This is a genomic window from Nostoc sp. (assembly GCF_036919815.1).
Taxonomy (GTDB): Bacteria; Cyanobacteriota; Cyanobacteriia; order Cyanobacteriales; family Nostocaceae; genus Nostoc.
This window is the reverse complement of record NZ_JBALCE010000095.1, coordinates 43,164-62,488: the sequence shown is the minus strand read 5'-3', so window position 1 is coordinate 62,488 and position 19,325 is coordinate 43,164. Positions and strand designations below refer to the sequence as shown.

12 protein-coding genes are annotated in these 19,325 nt (G+C 42.6%); 3 read left to right on the top strand and 9 right to left on the bottom strand.

Features of this window, described 5'->3' with window-relative positions; translation table 11 throughout:
- Positions 1–171: 171 nt before the first annotated feature.
- From V7K15_RS22940 to V7K15_RS22920, 5 genes are all read right to left on the bottom strand, one after another.
- Positions 172–1,398, bottom strand: coding sequence for a cellulose synthase subunit BcsC-related outer membrane protein (locus V7K15_RS22940; RefSeq protein ID WP_334909104.1), 1,227 nt, complete (start codon positions 1,396–1,398; stop codon positions 172–174).
- Positions 1,399–2,059: 661 nt separating this feature from the next.
- On the bottom strand, positions 2,060–4,291 hold the full coding sequence (locus V7K15_RS22935; RefSeq protein WP_334909102.1) for a family 1 glycosylhydrolase: 2,232 nt from the start codon (positions 4,289–4,291) through the stop codon (positions 2,060–2,062).
- A gap of 700 nt (positions 4,292–4,991) precedes the next feature.
- Entirely contained in the window at positions 4,992–7,475 is a 2,484-nt protein-coding gene (gene glf, locus V7K15_RS22930; RefSeq protein WP_334909100.1) for a UDP-galactopyranose mutase, read from the bottom strand.
- 657 nt (positions 7,476–8,132) lie between these two features.
- Positions 8,133–8,813 (bottom strand): response regulator transcription factor, encoded by a 681-nt coding sequence (locus tag V7K15_RS22925; protein ID WP_334909098.1) that lies wholly within the window; start codon positions 8,811–8,813, stop codon positions 8,133–8,135.
- Between the two features lie 107 nt (positions 8,814–8,920).
- A complete protein-coding gene (locus V7K15_RS22920; RefSeq protein ID WP_334909096.1) occupies positions 8,921–10,354 on the bottom strand; it encodes a sensor histidine kinase in 1,434 nt (477 codons plus the stop codon).
- 325 nt (positions 10,355–10,679) lie between these two features.
- Between V7K15_RS22920 and V7K15_RS22915 the strand changes: the two genes are divergently transcribed.
- Positions 10,680–10,859: a hypothetical protein gene (locus V7K15_RS22915; RefSeq protein WP_334909094.1), complete on the top strand. Its 180-nt coding sequence runs from the start codon at positions 10,680–10,682 to the stop codon at positions 10,857–10,859.
- 399 nt (positions 10,860–11,258) lie between these two features.
- Here V7K15_RS22915 and V7K15_RS22910 read toward each other — a convergent pair whose 3' ends face one another.
- The 3 genes from V7K15_RS22910 to V7K15_RS22900 form a co-directional block, all read right to left on the bottom strand.
- A complete protein-coding gene (locus tag V7K15_RS22910) occupies positions 11,259–13,472 on the bottom strand; it encodes a lytic transglycosylase domain-containing protein (RefSeq protein WP_334909092.1) in 2,214 nt (737 codons plus the stop codon).
- Between the two features lie 178 nt (positions 13,473–13,650).
- Positions 13,651–14,022 (bottom strand): hypothetical protein, encoded by a 372-nt coding sequence (locus tag V7K15_RS22905; protein WP_334909090.1) that lies wholly within the window; start codon positions 14,020–14,022, stop codon positions 13,651–13,653.
- Between the two features lie 35 nt (positions 14,023–14,057).
- Complete coding sequence (locus V7K15_RS22900) at positions 14,058–16,082, bottom strand: MASE1 domain-containing protein (RefSeq protein WP_334909088.1); 2,025 nt, start codon at positions 16,080–16,082, stop codon at positions 14,058–14,060.
- A 134-nt stretch (positions 16,083–16,216) separates the two neighbouring features.
- Between V7K15_RS22900 and V7K15_RS22895 the strand changes: the two genes are divergently transcribed.
- A complete protein-coding gene (locus V7K15_RS22895) occupies positions 16,217–16,372 on the top strand; it encodes a tyrosine-type recombinase/integrase (RefSeq protein WP_334909086.1) in 156 nt (51 codons plus the stop codon).
- A gap of 308 nt (positions 16,373–16,680) precedes the next feature.
- Complete coding sequence (locus V7K15_RS22890; RefSeq protein WP_334909084.1) at positions 16,681–17,301, top strand: Uma2 family endonuclease; 621 nt, start codon at positions 16,681–16,683, stop codon at positions 17,299–17,301.
- A 3-nt stretch (positions 17,302–17,304) separates the two neighbouring features.
- Here the strand turns inward: V7K15_RS22890 and V7K15_RS22885 are convergent, their stop codons facing one another.
- Positions 17,305–18,561, bottom strand: a complete 1,257-nt coding sequence (locus V7K15_RS22885; protein ID WP_334909082.1) for an FAD-dependent hydroxylase — start codon at positions 18,559–18,561, stop codon at positions 17,305–17,307.
- Positions 18,562–19,325: the final 764 nt, after the last annotated feature.

Sequence of the window (19,325 nt, the reverse complement as noted above, 5' to 3'; positions counted from 1 at the left end):
CTGTTTCCGAACGAGTATCGAGGATCTTATACTGCAAAAGAGATTCGATTCGCTCTGTTTCGTGATCAGGTAATGGTGCTTTCATAAAAATGGGCGGGATGCCGGAAACTCAGTCACCAAGAGTGCTGAGAATGAAACTCTTTTAAATTTTGAATTGTTAATTACTGACTCTTAAAATTTGACCCGCAACTGTCCTGTCAAGGAATTACCAGTATAGGCATTTTCCCCGGTATCTTGATTGCGGACATTACTAAAGCTATAGCCCAAGTCTGCTTCTATATTGGGCGACACCTTTACCGTACACCGCGTTTGATAGGTATTGGCGTTGTCAAATTCTCCTTTAAGTCGCTGCTGTCCTAAGTTGCCAGCGAGGCGACAGCGTAAGAAATTAGTAATATCTCCCTCCCAAGCCACCTCAGCGTTGTAAACTAGGAAATCTGGTGGCGAAAAATAGCCACTTGTGCCTTCTAAATTGCGATCGTAACTCCAAGTGAATAAGTTAGCTGCCAGAGAAAATTGTCCGAACTTGCGCTCTAACCTACTAAAAGACTGCACCTCGGAATTACCATCGTTGTAACTACCTAAACGCAATGAGGAAAACAAGCTGGTGTCACGGTCAATCTGCCAGTATAAATCAGGCCCAAATCGCCAAGCAGTAATTTGGTTATCTAAAGTTCGGGCATTAGATTTATAAGGCCCTTGTTCTAAATTACCTGATAGTACTACTACCGATAGTAATCGACCTGATGGCGAAACTTGCGGCGGCGAAATGGCAGCCTCCACCTTAGCATTGAGATTGATAGCTGTGGGTAAACGATTGAACACATCGATTCCGACTGCTGTTTGCAGAGTTACTTGCCCAATTTTTCCTTGCCATCCAACTTTTAAGGGAAAATTGGTAATTGATTCAACACCGCGTTGCTCAAAGAAATTAAAACCTGTCTTGAAAAATATTTTATTGCCATTACTTAATCGAAACTGAAGCGTTGGTTCAAGGAAAAAATTAGTTTGGCCAAAGTTGTCTGTGTCATAGCGATAGTCCGTATGAATACTTTCCCAAACTACATCTGGCGTTCCTGGTTTGCTGGAAGTTGTTGGTGGGCTAGAATTAAGCGGTGGTACGGGTAAGGCTGGCGGTAATCGCAGCAGTTCAGGATTGAAGTTTTCGGGTGCCGCCATCAAAATAGGTGTTGGATTTACTTTGGTAACTCGCTCGGTGAATTCTGAAGCTGATTTCCAGGTCTGATGTGCTTGGGCAGCTTGTAACTTAGCTTCTGATAATGTCCAAATACCTACGTTAGAGATTACTCCTAATTGAATCTGTAGGCATCCCAAAATCAACTCAGTGTACAAACTAGATCGAGAAACAAAGAGATCACGTCTAAAACTATCTGCCATTGGTCGATACTTACTAAAAGTAGAACGACGTTAATAATTAAAGGTTTGTACTAAGAGGATGTTTGAAAGGTCGCAAAGTATACTAAAAACCCCGCTTCCATTCCTCTCCCCGTTGCCGTCAGCCTGCCGTTAGGCAAGGGTCGAGAGGCTTTGAAACCCCCATTCCCTTGTAGGGAAGGGGGTCCCAGTGCGTTAGGTTTCCGAGGCTTTAATGTTACCAAAAATACTTTTCAAACATCCTCTAAGGTACACTACAAGCAAATTTCTTTTTTTAAATTACTTAACATACTTTGATTTATTCTCGCCTACTTACTTACACCGTAATTGATAGTGTTTAAGCTAGAGGGGAAAAAGCTAATTACACTACACAGCATATTAAATTTAACTCCAGCCGTAACGGTTAATTTTTCGTTACATAGTTATAAATTTTCCCGCCGACTTACTCAGCCATCTTCTGTCACTCTCCGGGAAGGCAATCTCTAGAAGCTTTATCAGTCAAACAATACAAGTTATCCTATTAGAAAAATTTCGTTATTGTATTTCTTATGAGAAAAAAATCTTGCGATGCCTGCGGCGGGCAAAGCCATCGCTTCGTATACAAAAGCTCTAGAATTCAGAAATGGCAAAAGTTTTCGGAGAGTGACACAAGAGGGTTAGACCACTAGATTCTTTCTTTCAAGTAGCGAGAAATTGCACTGTCAAGGGATGGCATTAAGGAGCCTCGGCTGCTACCAAGAACGCTATAAGTTGGTCGCAGAGCAGTTAAACCAAGTTGTTCTGTGGGTAGTGCAATCAGATTGCTGACACCGACTCCAGCTCGCGTAGCCGCTAACCGCGCTAAATCAGCCCAGGCGATCGCACTCTTGTTCGCCAAATGCCACAGCCCACACTCGCCATCAATTAATAAATCCAGACTAGCATGAACCAAATCTGGCAGATAGGTAGGTGAAACAATTCCATCCTCTGCGGCGACGAAAGTATTCCCAGCACTAAGCTGACGCAGGGCGATCGTGATAAAGTTATAATCATCCCACGGGCCAAAAAATGCACTGGTGCGAATCACTAGCGCTGTTGGATCAGCTTCCAATACAAGCTTTTCCGCCAAAACTTTGCTGCACCCATATACATTAAGGGGGGCAACGGGATCAGTTTCGACATAAGGATTAGATACGGCACCGTCAAATACCAAATCTGAGGAGAAAGTCAATAGCGGTACGTGATGTTGAGCGCAAGCAGCAGCTAGAATCGCTGGGCCTTCGGCGTTCACTTGCAGGCAAACATCGGGTTCACGTTCGGCATCGTCCACCCGCACGTATCCCGCAGCGTTCACAACTGCCCACGGCTTCAACTGGGTAAGCGCCAGATTCACAGAGGCCGGATCGGTAATATCCATTTCTTGACGCGTCAGCAGGTGATATGAAATCCCGCGTACTTGGCACAATCGAGCAAAAGCCTTTCCCAGAGTTCCTCTGGCACCGATGATCGCCAGGGGAGCTGAGGGGGATGTTGCTTTACTTTTCCTTGCTCTGGCGATGTTTCCACTGCAACTTAGCGCCGGGTATAACAGGCGATCTTGCCGATGCCACCATCCTGGGGTATCAAGTAGCGGGTGATCTGGTTGATGCCCAGTTGCTAGAACTCGCACCATTTTAGCGATCGCTGTCGGTCGGGGATGGGGAGAACGCAAATCAAATACACCAGGCTCGTAGTAGCCCTGAGCTTTTGTTACTAAACTATTCCAATCGTAACTCCCAAGCAACGCCCAAGCAGTTACAGCGCGGATATCCACACCCTGAGCTTGTAATTCCTGCGCCGCATTCCACACTTCATAAAACCAACGTAGCTGCTCCTCGCGGGTGCAACTGATATGAGCTTCGGTGACAGCAAGAGGCAGGTGATAGCGTTCCCATGCCTCTAGTAGCAATGTATGCGGGCCTGCCAAACCCTCAGCACAAACTCGCACCGCCTCTACATCCGCATACTTATGTTGCCCATTACCGCCATAGGTCCAAGCAGGATAGTTTTCTGTATGCTCATCCAAAAAGCGTTCGCTAGTTAAGTAATGGTTAATGCCGATGATGTCAGGTGGACAAGGATTTTGCAAAAATCCCTCAAGTTCAGCCTCACTGACCCCACAGTGGCGCAAATAACCCCACATGGAATGAGTTTGAGTGATTCGACCACATAATAAATCAAAGCTCAACCAGCGACGTTCGTTTTCAAATTCTGCTTGATAAGCCAGCTTTGGTGTACTGTAAATCTTACCCAAATCCTCGGTTTGCACCAGTTGGGCGTTGGGGTTGACTTCCCGGATCACTTGCATCGCCAGTGCAACTCCGCGACACTCTCCTAACAAAGCACGAGCGAAAGTTAAATTATCCCGGCCATGAGGATACCAGTGGCCGTACATCCCACTAAATCGCGCTGTTGTTAGTGGCTCATTTATAGGTGTGTAATGTGTTATCCAAGGATAGCGATCGGCAACTGCACGGGCAAATACCGCGAGTTTTTCTGGAAATTCTGGGTCTACCAAGCTGGTGTTACGCGGACCACTGCCATGATGCACTAATCCCACAATCGCACGGATGCCGAGTTCGCGCAAGCGCCCCAGTCTTTCATCCGCCCACGACCAATCAGCATTTTCTAACCCATCAGGTGCTATGCTCTCCCACAGCACAGGGTAGCGGATAGCTTTTATCCCTAGTTCGGCAAATAAATCTAAGTCATCCAGGCGTATTGCATGACCGTTGCGTTCCAACTGATCAAAATATTCGTTACCCACGCGATTAACTGTACACTCTACACCAGCCCACATTTCCAGGGGGAGTTGTGAATTATTCTCTCTCAAGACGCTATTAACCGCGTCTTTATTTGAGTTAAAGACAAAAGTCATAATTTACACAATTAAAGCTTCTATTACCTTTGGATTTCCGCGTTTTAATAATGCAGATATAATATCTACTATTTGCAGTTTATTAACCACAAAAGCATGAAGAAGAATACAGAATGCAAAATCAATTAATCAAATATTCAGATCCAAAACTTTAGTTTTTAAGCACTAAATCATCGATTTAGTAGGGAGATAAATCAACTTTTTTGTCCTTCAGTCACATAGAATTTCCTAGTTGAATAGGACTTATACCATTTTAGATTGTGAAACATCTATTGGATAAGCGTTTCAGGTTTCCATCTGTCTGAATCATTTTTCAAATTGGTATTACGCATTTATAGATCCCCCCTTTTTAAGGGGGGTTAGAGGGGGGATCGAGGTTTCAGGTTTTGAGTGCGTAAGTCCTGTTGAATTCTGAATACTGAATTATTTCTTCACTAAAAAATTGTCGGCTGGGCAATACCTGCCCATGATCAACATGAAGAGTGCTGAGTTCCTCGACTTAGAGTGCTGAGTTAAAAGACCACCCGCTTTCTTGTGAGGTATCAACCAACCTCTTGAGTCAAGAAGATTCCGCCCACAAGGGGCGGGGCTTGTACCAAGTACATAAGTGCTGAGTAGTTTTTTTACCTGACTCAACTCAGCACGGGCTAAACCATAGCTATCCGCTAACAGCACTCAGGACTGAGTGTTGTCAACAAACTCAAGCTTTAACCGCTATTTGTTTGTATGTTGCCAAAGCCTGCGCCACACAATGATCCATGTTGAGATACTTGTATGTAGCTAGCCGTCCTACAAAATGCACTCCTGGCTTTTCATCAGCCAGCACTTTATATTGTTTGTAAATTTCCTGATTTTCAGGACGTGGCACGGGATAATAAGGGTCGCCCTCTGCTTTGGGAAACTCGTAAACAATACTAGTTTTGGAGTGTTCCTGGCCAGTCAGGTACTTAAATTCGGTGACACGGGTATAGAGCTGTTCGTTGGGATAGTTAATCACTGGCGCTGACTGAAATACAGGGGTGTGATGCGTTTCGTGTTTAAAATCTAGTGAGCGATAGGGTAGTTTACCGTAGCGATAATCAAAAAACTCATCAACTGGACCAGTGTAAACGATTTCGCGGCAAGCTATTCCTTTCTGGATTTCACGGTAATCAGTGTTGAGCATTACTTTGATGTTCGGGTGATTTAACATATTCTCGAACATCCGAGTAAAGCCGTGCAGTGGCATTGCTTGGTAACTATCGGTGAAATATCGACCGTCGCGGTTAGTACGGGTAGGAATTCGCGCAATTACTGTTTTGTCAAGTTCTGAAGGATCAAGTCCCCATTGTTTGCGAGTGTAGTTTTTGAAGAACTTTTCATAAAGTACCTGACCAACTTTACTGATGACTACATCTTCAGAGGTACGGATGTCTTCTCTCGGTTCTGCAACCGATTCAAAAAACTCTTCTGCCTGGAATGAATTGAGGTTCATTCCATAGAGTTTGTTGATGGTTTCAAGGTTAATGGGGATGGGAAGGAGTTGCCCATCGACGCTGGCTAAAACATGATGCTGGTAAGCACGCCAGGGAGTAAACTGTGAGAGGTATTCAAAAACTTCGCGTGAGTTGGTGTGAAAGATATGGGGTCCGTATTTATGTACGAGAATCCCGTGGTCGTCGTAATGGTCGTAAGCATTGCCGCCGATGTGGTTGCGCTTATCTACAACCAATATTTTTTTACCAGAGTTTCTTGCCAAGCGTTCAGCTAGAACGCTACCAGAGAAACCTGCACCGACAACTAAGTAATCAAATAAAAACTCTCTGGTAATGATGCTTGGTGCTTCTGGGATATCTGTTGAGATGTGAGATTTCCCATTTGTACCATTACCATTAACTGTAGCATCCTGTGTGGTAGCGAAGCTCTTAAAGAGCGGCTGCGCCAACGCAGACTCTATCAACTGCATCATTGATCCCCAAGTCCGATCCCAAGAAATCTGCTCTAAGAAGGCATCTACCCGACTCAACCATCCTGATGCTGAGGTATCTTGTTGCATTGCCTGTTCTGCTGCGGCGATGAACTCTTCAGTTATGTCTGCAATCCGCACCAGTTTCAAGTCTCCATAGGGGCGCACTACGTCTTGAATTGAGGTAGACACTACAGGTTTACCTGCGGCTAGATACTCTGGTGTCTTAGTCGGACTAATAAAGCGTGTTGATTCGTTCCGCGCAAACGGCAACATTGCTAAATCCCAACCCGCCAAATATGCAGGCAAGTCTTTATAGTCTTTACCACCGAGATAATGAATATTTTCATGCTGTGGCAGAGTTGCTGGATCAATTTTCACAACTGGCCCAATTATGACTAAATGCCAGTTAGGGCGAGCCTCGGCAATCCCAGCCAGCAGTTCAATATCCATCCGCTCATCAATCACACCAAAGAAGCCAAGGCGGGGATGAGGAATATTTGCTTGGTCTGCTGGTTCTTCTTTAAGAGTTCTTCCTTGTCCAAAGTGGGCTACATCTACACTACTGGGAAATGCATAAACGTTTGGGTGCTGGTTTACCTTACTTTCGTAAAGGCTTTGTCCCCCTGTAAACACTAAGTCTGCACGACGAAATAGTTCTGCTTCATAGTTTTTTAAAGTGGGTGATGCTCCTTTAAAGGCAGACAATTCATCCATGCAATCATATATAACTGCTTGGGGTTGCAAATTACCTGTCCAAGCGATCGCCATTGGAGTGTAATACCAACAAATGTATTTATTGATGTTATGCTCTACAAACAAACCATCAATCAATACTTGTAAATCTGCGTTTATTGCTTCTTGACTCAGCCCTTCTAGTAAGTGTGGGACAACAACAACAACCCCACTATTATCTTGGCTGACATTCAATCGTCCCAATGGCTCCTGGCTAAAAATTGGCTCCTCGATAAAGAACACCCGCTTTCCTTGAGCGCAGCGGCTCAGAAGATGTTGTGGTCTTTGATAAACGAAGTTCCAACGCAAATGAGATAGGCAAACTATATCAGGTGTATCTGTAAATTTTTTGGTTCGAGAACTTTTATTGGATGAGGATAATGTCAGTGATAATGTATTTAATGATTGGGATTTATTCGATTCCGTCAGCTTTACTTCACTCCGATTTAACGACACATTATGATTGACACCGTTGTTTTCCACTTCGACTTTATTACTTGACATAGATAATTAACTCACCTTGCATAACTTTGAATTTATAAGCTTTATTACACTACTACTCACTAGTAATAAATTTTAAGGCTTTTAGGTTGGATATTCATTTATCTAAAGAAATAATTATAATAAGCTCATGTATGATGATTAAATATAAAGTTTTTATCAATTAATAAAAAATCCTTATATTTGTATTTGCCAAATTTTGCTAAAAATAACGACCTGATATATGTCAAAAGTATGATATTTAGATGAAGTTTTTAAGTAAGATTAAATACAAACCTATTTTGATACTATACACTATTTAAATGAATTAATATAATTTTTTTTAGGTTATTGGGATTCCTCATTAGGGATTTCCAACAAATAAATTACTACTACTTGTGGAGTAGTCCAGACGCCCACCCCACAAGAGGTAATTGAGTATTTTTTTATTTTAGGACTTACGCAAAATGACACGCTGTAGGGGCAATACCCTGCGGTCAGCTAAAGCTACATAAATTGCCCCTACTGAAAATCACGGTTTCGGCTATTGTTTGCGTAAATCCTGTATTTGTCAGTCCTTTAACTGAAAATAGCTGTAACGATCGCCTAAGTACGTACTAGGCTTGATACCAAGTCCAGCTAATTACTAATATGTTGTTTGTTGTCGAAATCATCAAGTGATTACGAACGCTCGCGTAATGCATAACCTACACCACGGACTGTATGAATCAAACGCTTCTCATTATTTTCTTCCAACTTGAGTCGCAAATAACGAATATAAACCTCAATAATATTGGAATCACCCATGAAGTCGTAACCCCAAACTTTCTCTAGAATTTGGTCTCTAGTAAACACCTGACGGGGATGTGAAAAGAGATATTCTAATAAGTCAAACTCTTTTGCTGTTAACTCAATGCTTCGTTTACTCCGAAATACTTCACGGGTGCGGCGATTTAAGCTTAAATCTTCAAATTGCAACAAATCCTCGTCTGTTTCTTGCGTGCGGCGGAGATGAGCGCGAATTCTAGCTAGTAGTTCCTCAATGCTGAAGGGCTTAACTACATAATCATCAGCTCCTGCATCTAATCCTGCCACGCGATCGCTCACTTCGTCTTTTGCTGTCAACAAAATCACTGGTATTGTATTGCCTGTTGCTCGCAAACGGCGACAAATTTCCAAACCTGTCAATCCTGGTAGCATCCAATCCAGAATCGCTAAATCTGGCGATGAGTCTCGCGCTAGGGTTAAACCAGCGATGCCATCATGGGCTACACTTACTTGATATCCTTCGCTAGTGAGTTCTAATTCCACAAATCGCGCTAGTTTGATTTCATCTTCCACCAAAAGGATATGTGCTGTCATATTTTTGCTCCTAAAGCAGGTAATGTCAGAATAAAAGTACTACCATAAGCTGGTTCTGAAAGGACGGCAACTTTGCCTACCATACCTTCGGGTAAGTGTTTCACAAATCAGATAGAACTGCTATATGTAGGTAAACTGATTGTAAACGTACTCCCTTCGCCTAACTTTGATTGCACACTTACACTACCCCCCATACCTTCTATAAGTGTCTTGACAATCGATAAACCCAAACCACAACCCCCAGTAGCATGAGAGCGGGATTCATCTACACGGTAAAATCTCTCGAAAATTCGTGCTTGCTGTTGCAAAGGAATGCCATATCCTTTGTCACAAATTTGAATAATTCCCTTGTCTAGAAGCTGATTTAACTTAAAAATTATGGGTGTGTCCGCTTGTGAATACTTAATAGCATTATCAATCAAATTCAATAATACTTGTTTGAGGCGATTGTAGTCTGCTTTTACCTCAATTGGATAAATTGTTGACTCGATTTTAATTATGCGATCGCTATATTTTTCTGCCATCATTACAACTTCTTCAACCAAATCATTCAGCACATAAGATTTAATTTGAAAGTATAAATAACCGCTATCGGCTCGTGCTAAATCAAGTAAATCTTCTAACAGGCGGATGGTGCGTTCAGCTTCCGATGCAGCAGTTTCTAAAGCTTCTTGTTGGGTTTGGGTTAAGTTATTCTGTCTTCGTAAAACGCTTTGCAAATAACCATGTACAATTGTCAAGGGTGTGCGTAACTCGTGAGAAACATTACTTACAAATTCTCGCTCTTGCGCCCAAGATTGTGAGAGGCGCGATAACAGCATAGTTAAGGTTTGAGCTAATTCTTTGACTTCGCTGGGTGGATTATCAAGATATAGCTGTGCTTGTCCTAAATCTTCAGCAGAAATCACAGAAGCCATTTGATTTAGCTGGCGCAGAGGTTGCAGAGAACGCTTAATATAAAATGCGATCGCAGTAGTTAAAACAATAATTGCCAAAACACTAATAATAGCTAAACTTTGTACCATTACCACAAACATTGTCTGTTCGCGGGTAATATCCTTTACTACAAATAACTCACCCAGTAATTTCCCCTGCACTTGTACAGAACTACCACATAAAACAAAGTAGCTTTGGTTCACTTTGTAAACTTGTGGTTTAATCGGCATCTTAGTTAGGGACATTAACTCAGCTACCGTAGTATCAGATAATAAATCTAAAGTGGCAGATTTGATTAAAATTTTCTGATCAGGACTTTTTAGCCATAATAATGTGTTGGTATTTGCCAAGTTATTAATCGCCTTTTGCAACCCAGTTTCAGGTTGCATCATTTCACTATAAAGTTGCACATCTCGCGGCAAACGCTTGGCGATTTCTTCTATATTATTCTTATGACTATCAACTAAAATTTGCTGCATTTTCCAACTAGTCCATGTAGCGAGGCTACCTAATACTAAAGCTGAAAATGCTGCAATACCAACCGTGAGGCGTGACTGTAAGGAAAATGGATCTATATTTATCCAAACTTTGATGATTTGCTTCACTGTTCTGGTTGCACTTGAGGTTTTTAAGAAGGCTTTATCAATAAAATCGGACTGCTATAGCGGTTCTCGGTTGAATGAGGTACAAGAACCCCACCCCCAACCCCCTCCCCGCAAGCGAGGAGGGGGCTATGATGTACCTCATGTGATTAGGAAACGCTATAAATATAAAATTACTGTCAACCGCTACATCTTTAGTTATAGCTGATTTGAACTTATCTCTATTGCATACCTACAGTGGAAAGGGCAGCCATTCCAAAAAGATTCCTAAATATTTTTATTTCATTGTTTTTTCAACTTCGCAAATGCTTGTCTAATAATAATCTAAATGTATTTACTAATAATTAAATTAATTTCCGATGAGAATTACCTTAAAATTTATACTCCTGTCTGCTTGAGCGAAACAGATAAGGATACAGAGCAAGTAAATTTATTTATGGATAATAAAATATTAGCTAGCGATCGCTTCACCCTCTCAACAGAAAAAACAGCGATCGCCTCACCTTAATTATGTGTAAAATTTGGTAACACATCACTAGACTATGAGTTGTGAACTTGGAATTAAAAAATTACTTTACAGCAGGTTTCATTTATTTGAATCACATCTGTCGTAGGGGCATAGCAATGCTCATTGGTGTCAACTTAAGAAAAAATCTGCTTTGAGAAGACGTTTTGCCCTCATCCCCTAACCCCTTCTCCCAAGTTGGGAGAAGGGGAACTAGAGAATTTGCTCCCCTCTCCCAATTTTGGGAGAGGGGCTGGGGGTGAGGGTCAAACCTCGAAAGCTTGCCAAGCCTAACTTCTACGTTAAGTTGACACGCATGAGCTTTCTCTGTGTCCCTACAGCGTGGTCTATTTACCTGAAAATTGCTTTAACTCAACATTCACAACTCATAACTTTTTAAGATTATCGCGCCGGTAGTTTTGGGTGTGTGGTCGAGTACTTGGCGACGGTGCTAGAAATCTCAGGGTTGTAAAGCCTCAAATAATTCCAGTAGTTGCCAAATACTTGCCGGACATAATTTTTGGTTTCATCAAAGGGAATTTCTTCAACAAACTCATCTGGATCTTTTGTAGTTAGAGTTTGCAGCCATTTGGAAACATTACCAGGTCCAGCATTGTAACTGGCGATCGCTAGCAGCGAGTTATTGTTATATTGCTGATGGGTATGATCCAAATACCATGTACCCAGCATGATGTTATCGTTGGGATTTTCTAGGTTTATGGTTTTGATATCCACCTTGATTTGTGGGGCAATCCATTGAGCTGTACTCGGCAACAACTGCATTAAACCAGTAGCGTTAGCAACGGATTTGATTTTTGGCTCAAACCGTGATTCCTGACGGATTAAAGCAGTGACTAACAGAGGATTGAGTTTACGCTCAGTAGACCACTTTTCAATCTCCCGGAGATAGGGAAATGGATAACGCGCTTGCCAGTAGGTGATTTGCTTGCTTAGAGTCTGATATTGGGCAAGTTCAGCTGGTATTTCCCGGTCTTCCAATTTAGAAATTTTATCAATTCCGGTGAGATTTTCTCCCTTAGCCTGCCGCATCAAACCTTCAGTAAATTGCTCGGCTACCGTTGGCTGAATTTTGTTCTGAAATTCTGTTTCCCATTGTAACCAAGCATCGCGGTCTTGACCCAGCAGATATAATTCTTTGAAAGTTTCAGAACCAGCAGGGGGTAATGGGCGCTGGGGTGTGATTACTTCCGGGTTCATGACGCGCACGTTGTCAAAGTTGCCGACATTTAGCCCCAGCATCGTTGCGGCTCGCCATGCATAGTAAGAGTAAGGAAACTGGCTAATCACATACTGATAAGCAGTTTGAGATTCCTGCTGTTTCCCTAATAAAGCTGCCCATTTTCCTACCCAAAAGCCTGCTCTCGGAGCTAAAATGCTGTTGGGATTGTTGGTGACAATTGGTTCTGCCCATTGCCAAGCACCGACGTAATCTTTAGTTTTGGCTTTATCTTGGGCGATTTTCCAGCGATATTCTGCGGCTTCATCAGAATTGCCGTATTTGGCTATGAGTAATTGCCACGCTTGGCTAGCTGACTTTTGATTATTCGTAGCTTGGAGAGTTTTGGCTTTTTGTACCAGTGCAGTACCAGCTTGTTTCGGAAATTTACTAATTACCTGCTCAAGATAGGGTAAGCCGTCTTTACCTGTTTTGGCCATTTCTGCTAAACGCAGTAGAGCATTCCCGGTTTCTTCAGTATTTGGAAATTGCTGCACTAATTGTTTATAGGTGGCGTAGGCGTAGCCCGCCGCAGGCATCGCTTTTTCTTGATTGCCTCCTACCTGTAACCCTCGTGCAGTACGGTAGAGGTTGCGGGATGTTTTCGGTGCTTTGGCATAAGCATTTGCCGCTTTCAGAAATTGATTATTTTCCCAATAGCTTGTACCAATGAGTTCCCAGTCTTCGGGTTTCAGGGTAGGCTGTTTTACTAACTGATCCAAAACGCCCACTATCCCTGGTTGATCATAGGCATATTTAGTCAAAATCAACTCTAATTGTGGCTGATTGGGATTTTCTTGCAAGCGTTTGCGGATAATTTCCCAAGTCAGAGGATTAGAAGGAAATTGAGCGATCGCGGTTTCTTGTTGCTTCGGTTGAGCAATCAGATATAGCGCTTTCACTGTCGCCGCTTCTTTGGGATACTGTTTCAGCACGTTTTGTCTGAGATCGGAGGCTTTGCCATCCTCGCCCAGTATATCCTGTGCTTGCGCCTGTTTCAGCAAAATGTAGGGTGCCAGGAGCGGATAGTCTTTCTCTAGTCCGTCCAGTAAAACCAGGGCTTTTTTTGCTTGGGTTCTTTCAATGTAATCACTCGCCAAAAGATAACGAGCGCGATTCCGGTCTGGCGATCGCGATTGTCCGGCGATCGCTGCTAGTTTTGCCGCCCGTTCTGGCAGAGATTCTGATACCAGTGGAAAAACGGCCGATTGGGCAATGCTACCCTCTGATGTTGGCTGTGCTTGATTTTGACTCAGTTTGAGCCATTTCCCCAGAGACTTGCCAATCTCAGGTGCTGATACCATTGCCCCAGCTAAAAAGGCAAACAGTGCTGCACCCGCAATTATCGAAATTTGCTTTTTCTGTAGTTTCTTCAGCATGAATACCCGCTGAAAAGTTCCGGTGAATTTCTTGAAACTCTAACACTCCTAACCATCAGTGTGTCCAATTTTTAATTTTAGACTTGTCGTGAGCGTTCAGTCGAACGATTTTTAATTTTATGTACAAAAATCCTAATTTTCAATCCTCTGGTTGCCAGTATTGAGTACATAACACATTTTATATACTATTACATCTATCTTGGGTACTTGATCCAATAAATGCATTTACCACATCTGAGTGAAGCGATCGCTTCCAAAATGCTACTATGCTCCGGCGTAGCCAGCCGTAGGCATCGCTGATATAGCAAATGCGCTTACCGATATAGCAAATGCGGTTCCCGATATAGCAAATGCGGTTCCCGATATAACAAATGCGGTTCCCGATATAACAAATGCGCTTACCGATATAGCAAATGCGGTTCCCGATATAACAAATGCGCTTACCGATATAACAAATGCGGTTCCCAATATAACAAATGCGCTTACCGATATAACAAATGCGGTTCCCAATATAACAAATGCGTAGGCGAAGCCCGCCGTAGGCATTCATCGCTTCTCGAAATTATCCTTGCAATGCCCCATGCCCTATTCATCATTCGTGCTGATATTGTGCTTACTCAAGCAATCTTCTGAGCTTTTAAAAGGAATCTCAATCACAAACTTTGTGCTTTGCCCCAGTGTGGACTCACACCAAAGATTACCGCCATGCTTCTCAGTCACAATTTGATAACTGATAAACAAACCCAAACCAGTGCCTTTGCCAACGGGCTTGGTGGTGAAAAAAGGATCGAATAGTTTAGAGCGAATTTCTTCTGAAATGCCCATTCCATTGTCAGAAATCATAATCATCACTTGGTTTGTATCGATTTGACGAGTCTGAATCCAGATGGCATTGGGGTTGGCTGAAATGTCTGGGAACGAACGCCCCTGATTAGATTCTTCTAATGCATCAACAGCATTGCTAAAAATATTCATAAACACTTGATTAAGGGAGCCAGCATTACATTCAATCAGTGGTAACTGACCATACTCTTTAATAACCTGGATCTGTGGGCGATCGGCTGTCGCTTGGAATCGATGTTGCAAAATCATCAAAGTACTATCAATCCCTTGATGAATGTCTACGGCTTTCAATTCTGCCTCATCCAAGCGCGAGAAGTTCCGCAGCGATAACACAATAGTAGATATACGATCAGTACCAATTTTCATCGACTGAAGAATGTTGGTTATATCTTCCCGTAAATAGTCCAGTTCAAGTTTATCCAATTCTGCTTGCAGGGCTTGAGGTGGATTGGGATAGTGCTGTTGGTAAGCTTGCAATGCTTTCAATAAGCCTTGGATATGCTCAGAAAGATAAGTCAAGTTGCCATCAATGAAATTAACCGGATTATTGATTTCATGGGCAACCCCTGCCACCATCTGTCCCAATGCAGACATTTTTTCACTCTCAAGCATCTGCAATTGAGTCTGCTTGAGTGTTTGTAGGGCTTGCTTCAGAGTCGTATTCTTTTGATTCAATTGTTCAGTTCTCTGCTCAACTCGAACTTCCAGAGTTTCATTAGTCCTGGCTAATTCGGCAAAAGCTAAACGCAGTTTGGTTTCTACTTGTGTTCGTTCGGCGATCGTTGCTGTCAGCACCAGAATGGTAAGTGTAATCACGCCAATAAATGATTGCAGTTGCATCAAAGATTCGTTCAGATCCGCAGTCACAAAACTACCTTTGCCATTGACGGTTGCGCTCACTGCGATCGCAGCCACAATAAAAGTTAACAGTGTTGCACCCGGTTGCCCCAGTCGAAAGGCAGACCAGATTAACATCGGAATTAACATATACTCTAGGTGATATCCCTTACCAAAAGCAACTTTGGCGATGAAAATGACCAACCCTATCAGGATAACTGGCTCTACGATTAACCAAAATCTTAAAGGGTGTGAGTTTGCTCTTGAATGTCGAAGATGAGGAAGATTTTCAGAATCCTCTGAGGTTGAACTGAGGAATAACCATTGCCAGATTGGATGTCGGTTTTTTTGAATGAATTGTCCCCAACTCAGCAGAATCGGAGTGACGATAAAAATTCCTGAAACATTAGAAATCCACCAGGTTAACCAGACCATCCCATACGCTGTCCAGGCAACTTTACCACTCAACGCCAAGCAAGCCACTCCAACAGTTGCATTAATCATCGGCCCCACCATGCCGGTTAAGATCAAAAATTTGAACACGTTGGTGACACGTTCTAAGGGATAGCGAAGGTTGGTAGTTTTCCGCAGCAGGAAAGCACCCAACAGAGTCCCCAGAGTTGTTCCGATCGCAATTCCCAAAACTGGCAGCGTTGAAATCACCAAGGATAATAAACTTGTGGGATCTCGGAACGCCCAGAAGTTGGCGAAAAATGAACCCAGCAAAACACCGTAGCCGATCCAGTTACCAAACAACAGAACAGCCCCAGTAGCAATTCCATCTGGAGGCCAAACTGGAGTCACATTTTGGGGTGTGGAGGCAAGGTGCCGTGATATTTCAGCCATTCCATAATAAGCAATCGCTAAAACAATAGTGCTTCCGATTTGCCTTAGCGAATGAGGGAATATAGAGGATTTTTGTTGAATCATCTGTTTAATGGCTGCTTGATATCAAGGTTTCTTGTCTTTACATAGAATGCCCTTTTTCCTTAAAGTCTGAACATAAAGCAGCCATGAAAGTAGTTTACAAAAAGCATTAAAACAAGCGGTTCGTCAAGCTGGTATTGAAAAAAAGGTGGGTTGTTATACGTTTCGCTATCGATTTACTGCAAAATAACTATGACATCCGCACAGTACAGGAATTACTCGGACACAAATATGTGAAAACTATGATGATTTATACCCTGGCTCTTAAAGGATGTTTTAAAAGTCGTGATTGATGTATCAAATATTTTTACCCCACCCTAACCCTCCCCTTATAAAGGGGAGGGAACTTGATTTTCTTGTTTCCCCCCTTTATAAGGGGGGTAAAAAATCACACTGTATAACTTTTCAAACACCCTCTTATACCATTTCATACAAACCCTGATACATATAGATTTCTCTTAGGGGCACAGCATTGCTGTGCCCCTACCAAAGTATTTGTATTATTATTAAAGTGAAACGGCATTAAGCGTGGTGAAAAAGCCGTCCGCATTCGCCTAAATTAGAGATAATATTTCTATCATTCAGTAATTCTCTATCATCTATGACTCAAGCCATACCCAAGCTAGTAACCTTTGAGGAATTCGTTGATTGGCTACCCGAAAATCGACGAGTACGCTACGAACTACATAAAGGAGAAATTGTTGAAATGGCGCAACCAGTAGGGGAACACGAGGAAGTTAAAGGATTTTTAGGTATCGAAATTCCTTTTGAAATTAAACGTCTAGGATTGCCCTACTTCATGCCCAACCAAGTTATAGTTAGACCTCCTGAAAAAGATTCTGGTTACTTCCCAGATGTGTTGGTGCTAAATCGTGCAAATCTGGTAAAAGAAAAGTTATGGAAAAAACAATCTATTGTTAGTTTAGGTGCATCAATACCTTTGGCAATTGAGGTTGTATCAACCAACTGGCGGGACGATTACTATATAAAATATGCTGATTATGAAGAAATGGGTATCCCCGAATACTGGATTGTCGATTATGCTGCCTTGGGTGGACGTAATTTTATCGGTAATCCCAAACAACCGACAATCTCTGTTTGTAACTTAGTTGATGGGGAATATCAGATAACTCAGTTTCGAGAAAGCAATCCCATTGTTTCCCAAACTTTTCCCGAATTGAATCTTACCCCAAATCAGATTTTTCAAGCTGGTATACTGTAGCGTTTATCGTTTTGCCAATTCTGGAGTCCGCCCTTTCAAACCGATCATTAACTTCAGCATAAACACTTTTAATACAGGGACTCGCTGCAAAAACCATAAACCCAGGCGACGCACCACCACCACAGGTAAGAAATTATTAGAAAACATTCGATCTAACAAATCAGTGAAACCTAAAATCGTCAGGTTTTCCAGCTGACGCCAGCGTTCATAACCTTTAAGAATCTGAATATCACCAATATCTTTACCCGCTTGATGCGCTGCTTGGATTACTTGCGCCAAAGCTGCTGCATCCCGAATACCCAGATTTAAACCTTGTCCGCCGACAGGATGGCAATTGTGCGCCGCATCACCAATTAATGCCAGTCGGGGGAGAACATAGCGATCGCTTTGCATGAGTTGTACCTGAAATACAAAGCGATCGCCGAGTAATTCCAATTTCCCCATTTGATTGCCATAGCGACGGGTTAATTCTGCCAAAAATTGCTGATCATCTAAAGCACATAAAGCTTTTGCTTCTTCGTGGGGGGCTGTCCAGACAATGCGGCAACGGTTCCCCGGTAAAGGTAAAATCGCAAAAGGACCGCTAGACCAAAATCTCTCATAAGCGGTGTTGTTGTGCGGTTTTTCGGGTTTGACAAATGCCACGATGCAAGACTGCCAATACTTCCAGCCCAGAGTTTTAATCCCAGCAGCTTGACGAATTGGCGATCGCGCCCCATCTGCGGCTACAAGTAATTTACTCTTAACTGTCTGTAATTGATCGGCAACTTTAATATCTATCGCTACTATATCGGAATGGTAGTGCGTATTTACCACTTCCGCCGGACACAAATAAGTCACATTTGGACAATTTTCGACAAACTCCTGCAACGGTTGCAACAGTGCTTGGTGTTCCGCCACATAACCCAACTCTGGTATATTTAGATCATCTGTGGCAAATTCCACCACATTGGGAGAATCGGCATCAGAAAGATGAACGCGGCAATATTTGGCGATTTGAGGCAACATTTTGTCCCAAACTCCAATTCCTTGATAAATTAGCGACGAAAGCATATGAACTGCATAGGCTTGCCCCTTTGCTACCGCCACTGATGCAACTTTCGCCTCAATCAGCAAGACACTCAAGCCAGAATCTTTTAAAGCAGAGGCTAGAGTTAACCCAATAATCCCACCGCCGACAATTACCAAATCATATTCATATCCCCGTTCATTTGGTGGTGTTGGTTGAGGGGAAATTTGCTCAAGCTGCGTTAGGGTCATTGTTAAGTTAGGTTACAGCGTCTAACTCTTATTTTGACGCGATCGCTCCCCTTTGAGCAAGTTATACCATTTTGGATTGTGAAACATCTATTGGATAAGCGTTTCAGGTTTCCATCTGTCGCAATCATTTTTCATAAGACTTACGCAAACAATAGCTGAAACTATGATTTTTAGGTAGGGGCAATACCCTGTGGTCAGCTAAAGCTACATGAATTGCCCCTACCGCGTGTAGTTTTGCGTAAGTCCTATTTTAAATTGGTATTAATAGAAGCAAATATTGAAAAACCCCGCCGATGACTGAGGACAACAGCGAGGTTACACAGCTTTATTTATTGTGAAGATAAATAAAGTATAAATTTTCTTGCAGAGCTACTACCAACTATTACTAGTGACATACTCCTACACTGATGCAAGCATACAGTGCAGGCTTCTCAGTGACTCCCGGTATCCCGTCGGACAAAAACTCTCGCTTTATTTTGAGTCCACGAGATGCCCCTCCGCAGACTTTGTAGCTTGCTTCCCGTTGGCGCAGCCTCTCCTAGAGAAGGGTACAAGTACCAAAAAGTATGTTCTACCTTAGTACCGCTAGAATTTTACCCATTCACGGAGATGACAAAACAGTGTTTCGACTACGCTCAACACAAGTCTATTCTTGGATGGAACCCCATATTCTAGATTGTCTAGGTTCAGTGTTTCGACTTCTCTCCGAGACGCACTCGCGTTCGCTCAAGACAAGTGTACAACCAGCATTTTTGGCTTTGTTT

What these genes read in the sequence shown, in the direction of transcription:
- V7K15_RS22940 (WP_334909104.1), bottom strand. Translation starts at nt 1,398, where the DNA reads ATGGCAGATAGTTTTAGACGTGATCTCTTTGTTTCTCGATCTAGTTTG.
- V7K15_RS22935 (WP_334909102.1), bottom strand. Translation starts at nt 4,291, where the DNA reads ATGACTTTTGTCTTTAACTCAAATAAAGACGCGGTTAATAGCGTCTTG.
- glf (WP_334909100.1), bottom strand. Translation starts at nt 7,475, where the DNA reads ATGTCAAGTAATAAAGTCGAAGTGGAAAACAACGGTGTCAATCATAAT.
- V7K15_RS22925 (WP_334909098.1), bottom strand. Translation starts at nt 8,813, where the DNA reads ATGACAGCACATATCCTTTTGGTGGAAGATGAAATCAAACTAGCGCGA.
- V7K15_RS22915 (WP_334909094.1), top strand. Translation starts at nt 10,680, where the DNA reads ATGTATTTACTAATAATTAAATTAATTTCCGATGAGAATTACCTTAAA.
- V7K15_RS22910 (WP_334909092.1), bottom strand. Translation starts at nt 13,472, where the DNA reads ATGCTGAAGAAACTACAGAAAAAGCAAATTTCGATAATTGCGGGTGCA.
- V7K15_RS22905 (WP_334909090.1), bottom strand. Translation starts at nt 14,022, where the DNA reads ATGAATGCCTACGGCGGGCTTCGCCTACGCATTTGTTATATTGGGAAC.
- V7K15_RS22900 (WP_334909088.1), bottom strand. Translation starts at nt 16,082, where the DNA reads ATGATTCAACAAAAATCCTCTATATTCCCTCATTCGCTAAGGCAAATC.
- V7K15_RS22890 (WP_334909084.1), top strand. Translation starts at nt 16,681, where the DNA reads ATGACTCAAGCCATACCCAAGCTAGTAACCTTTGAGGAATTCGTTGAT.
- V7K15_RS22885 (WP_334909082.1), bottom strand. Translation starts at nt 18,561, where the DNA reads ATGACCCTAACGCAGCTTGAGCAAATTTCCCCTCAACCAACACCACCA.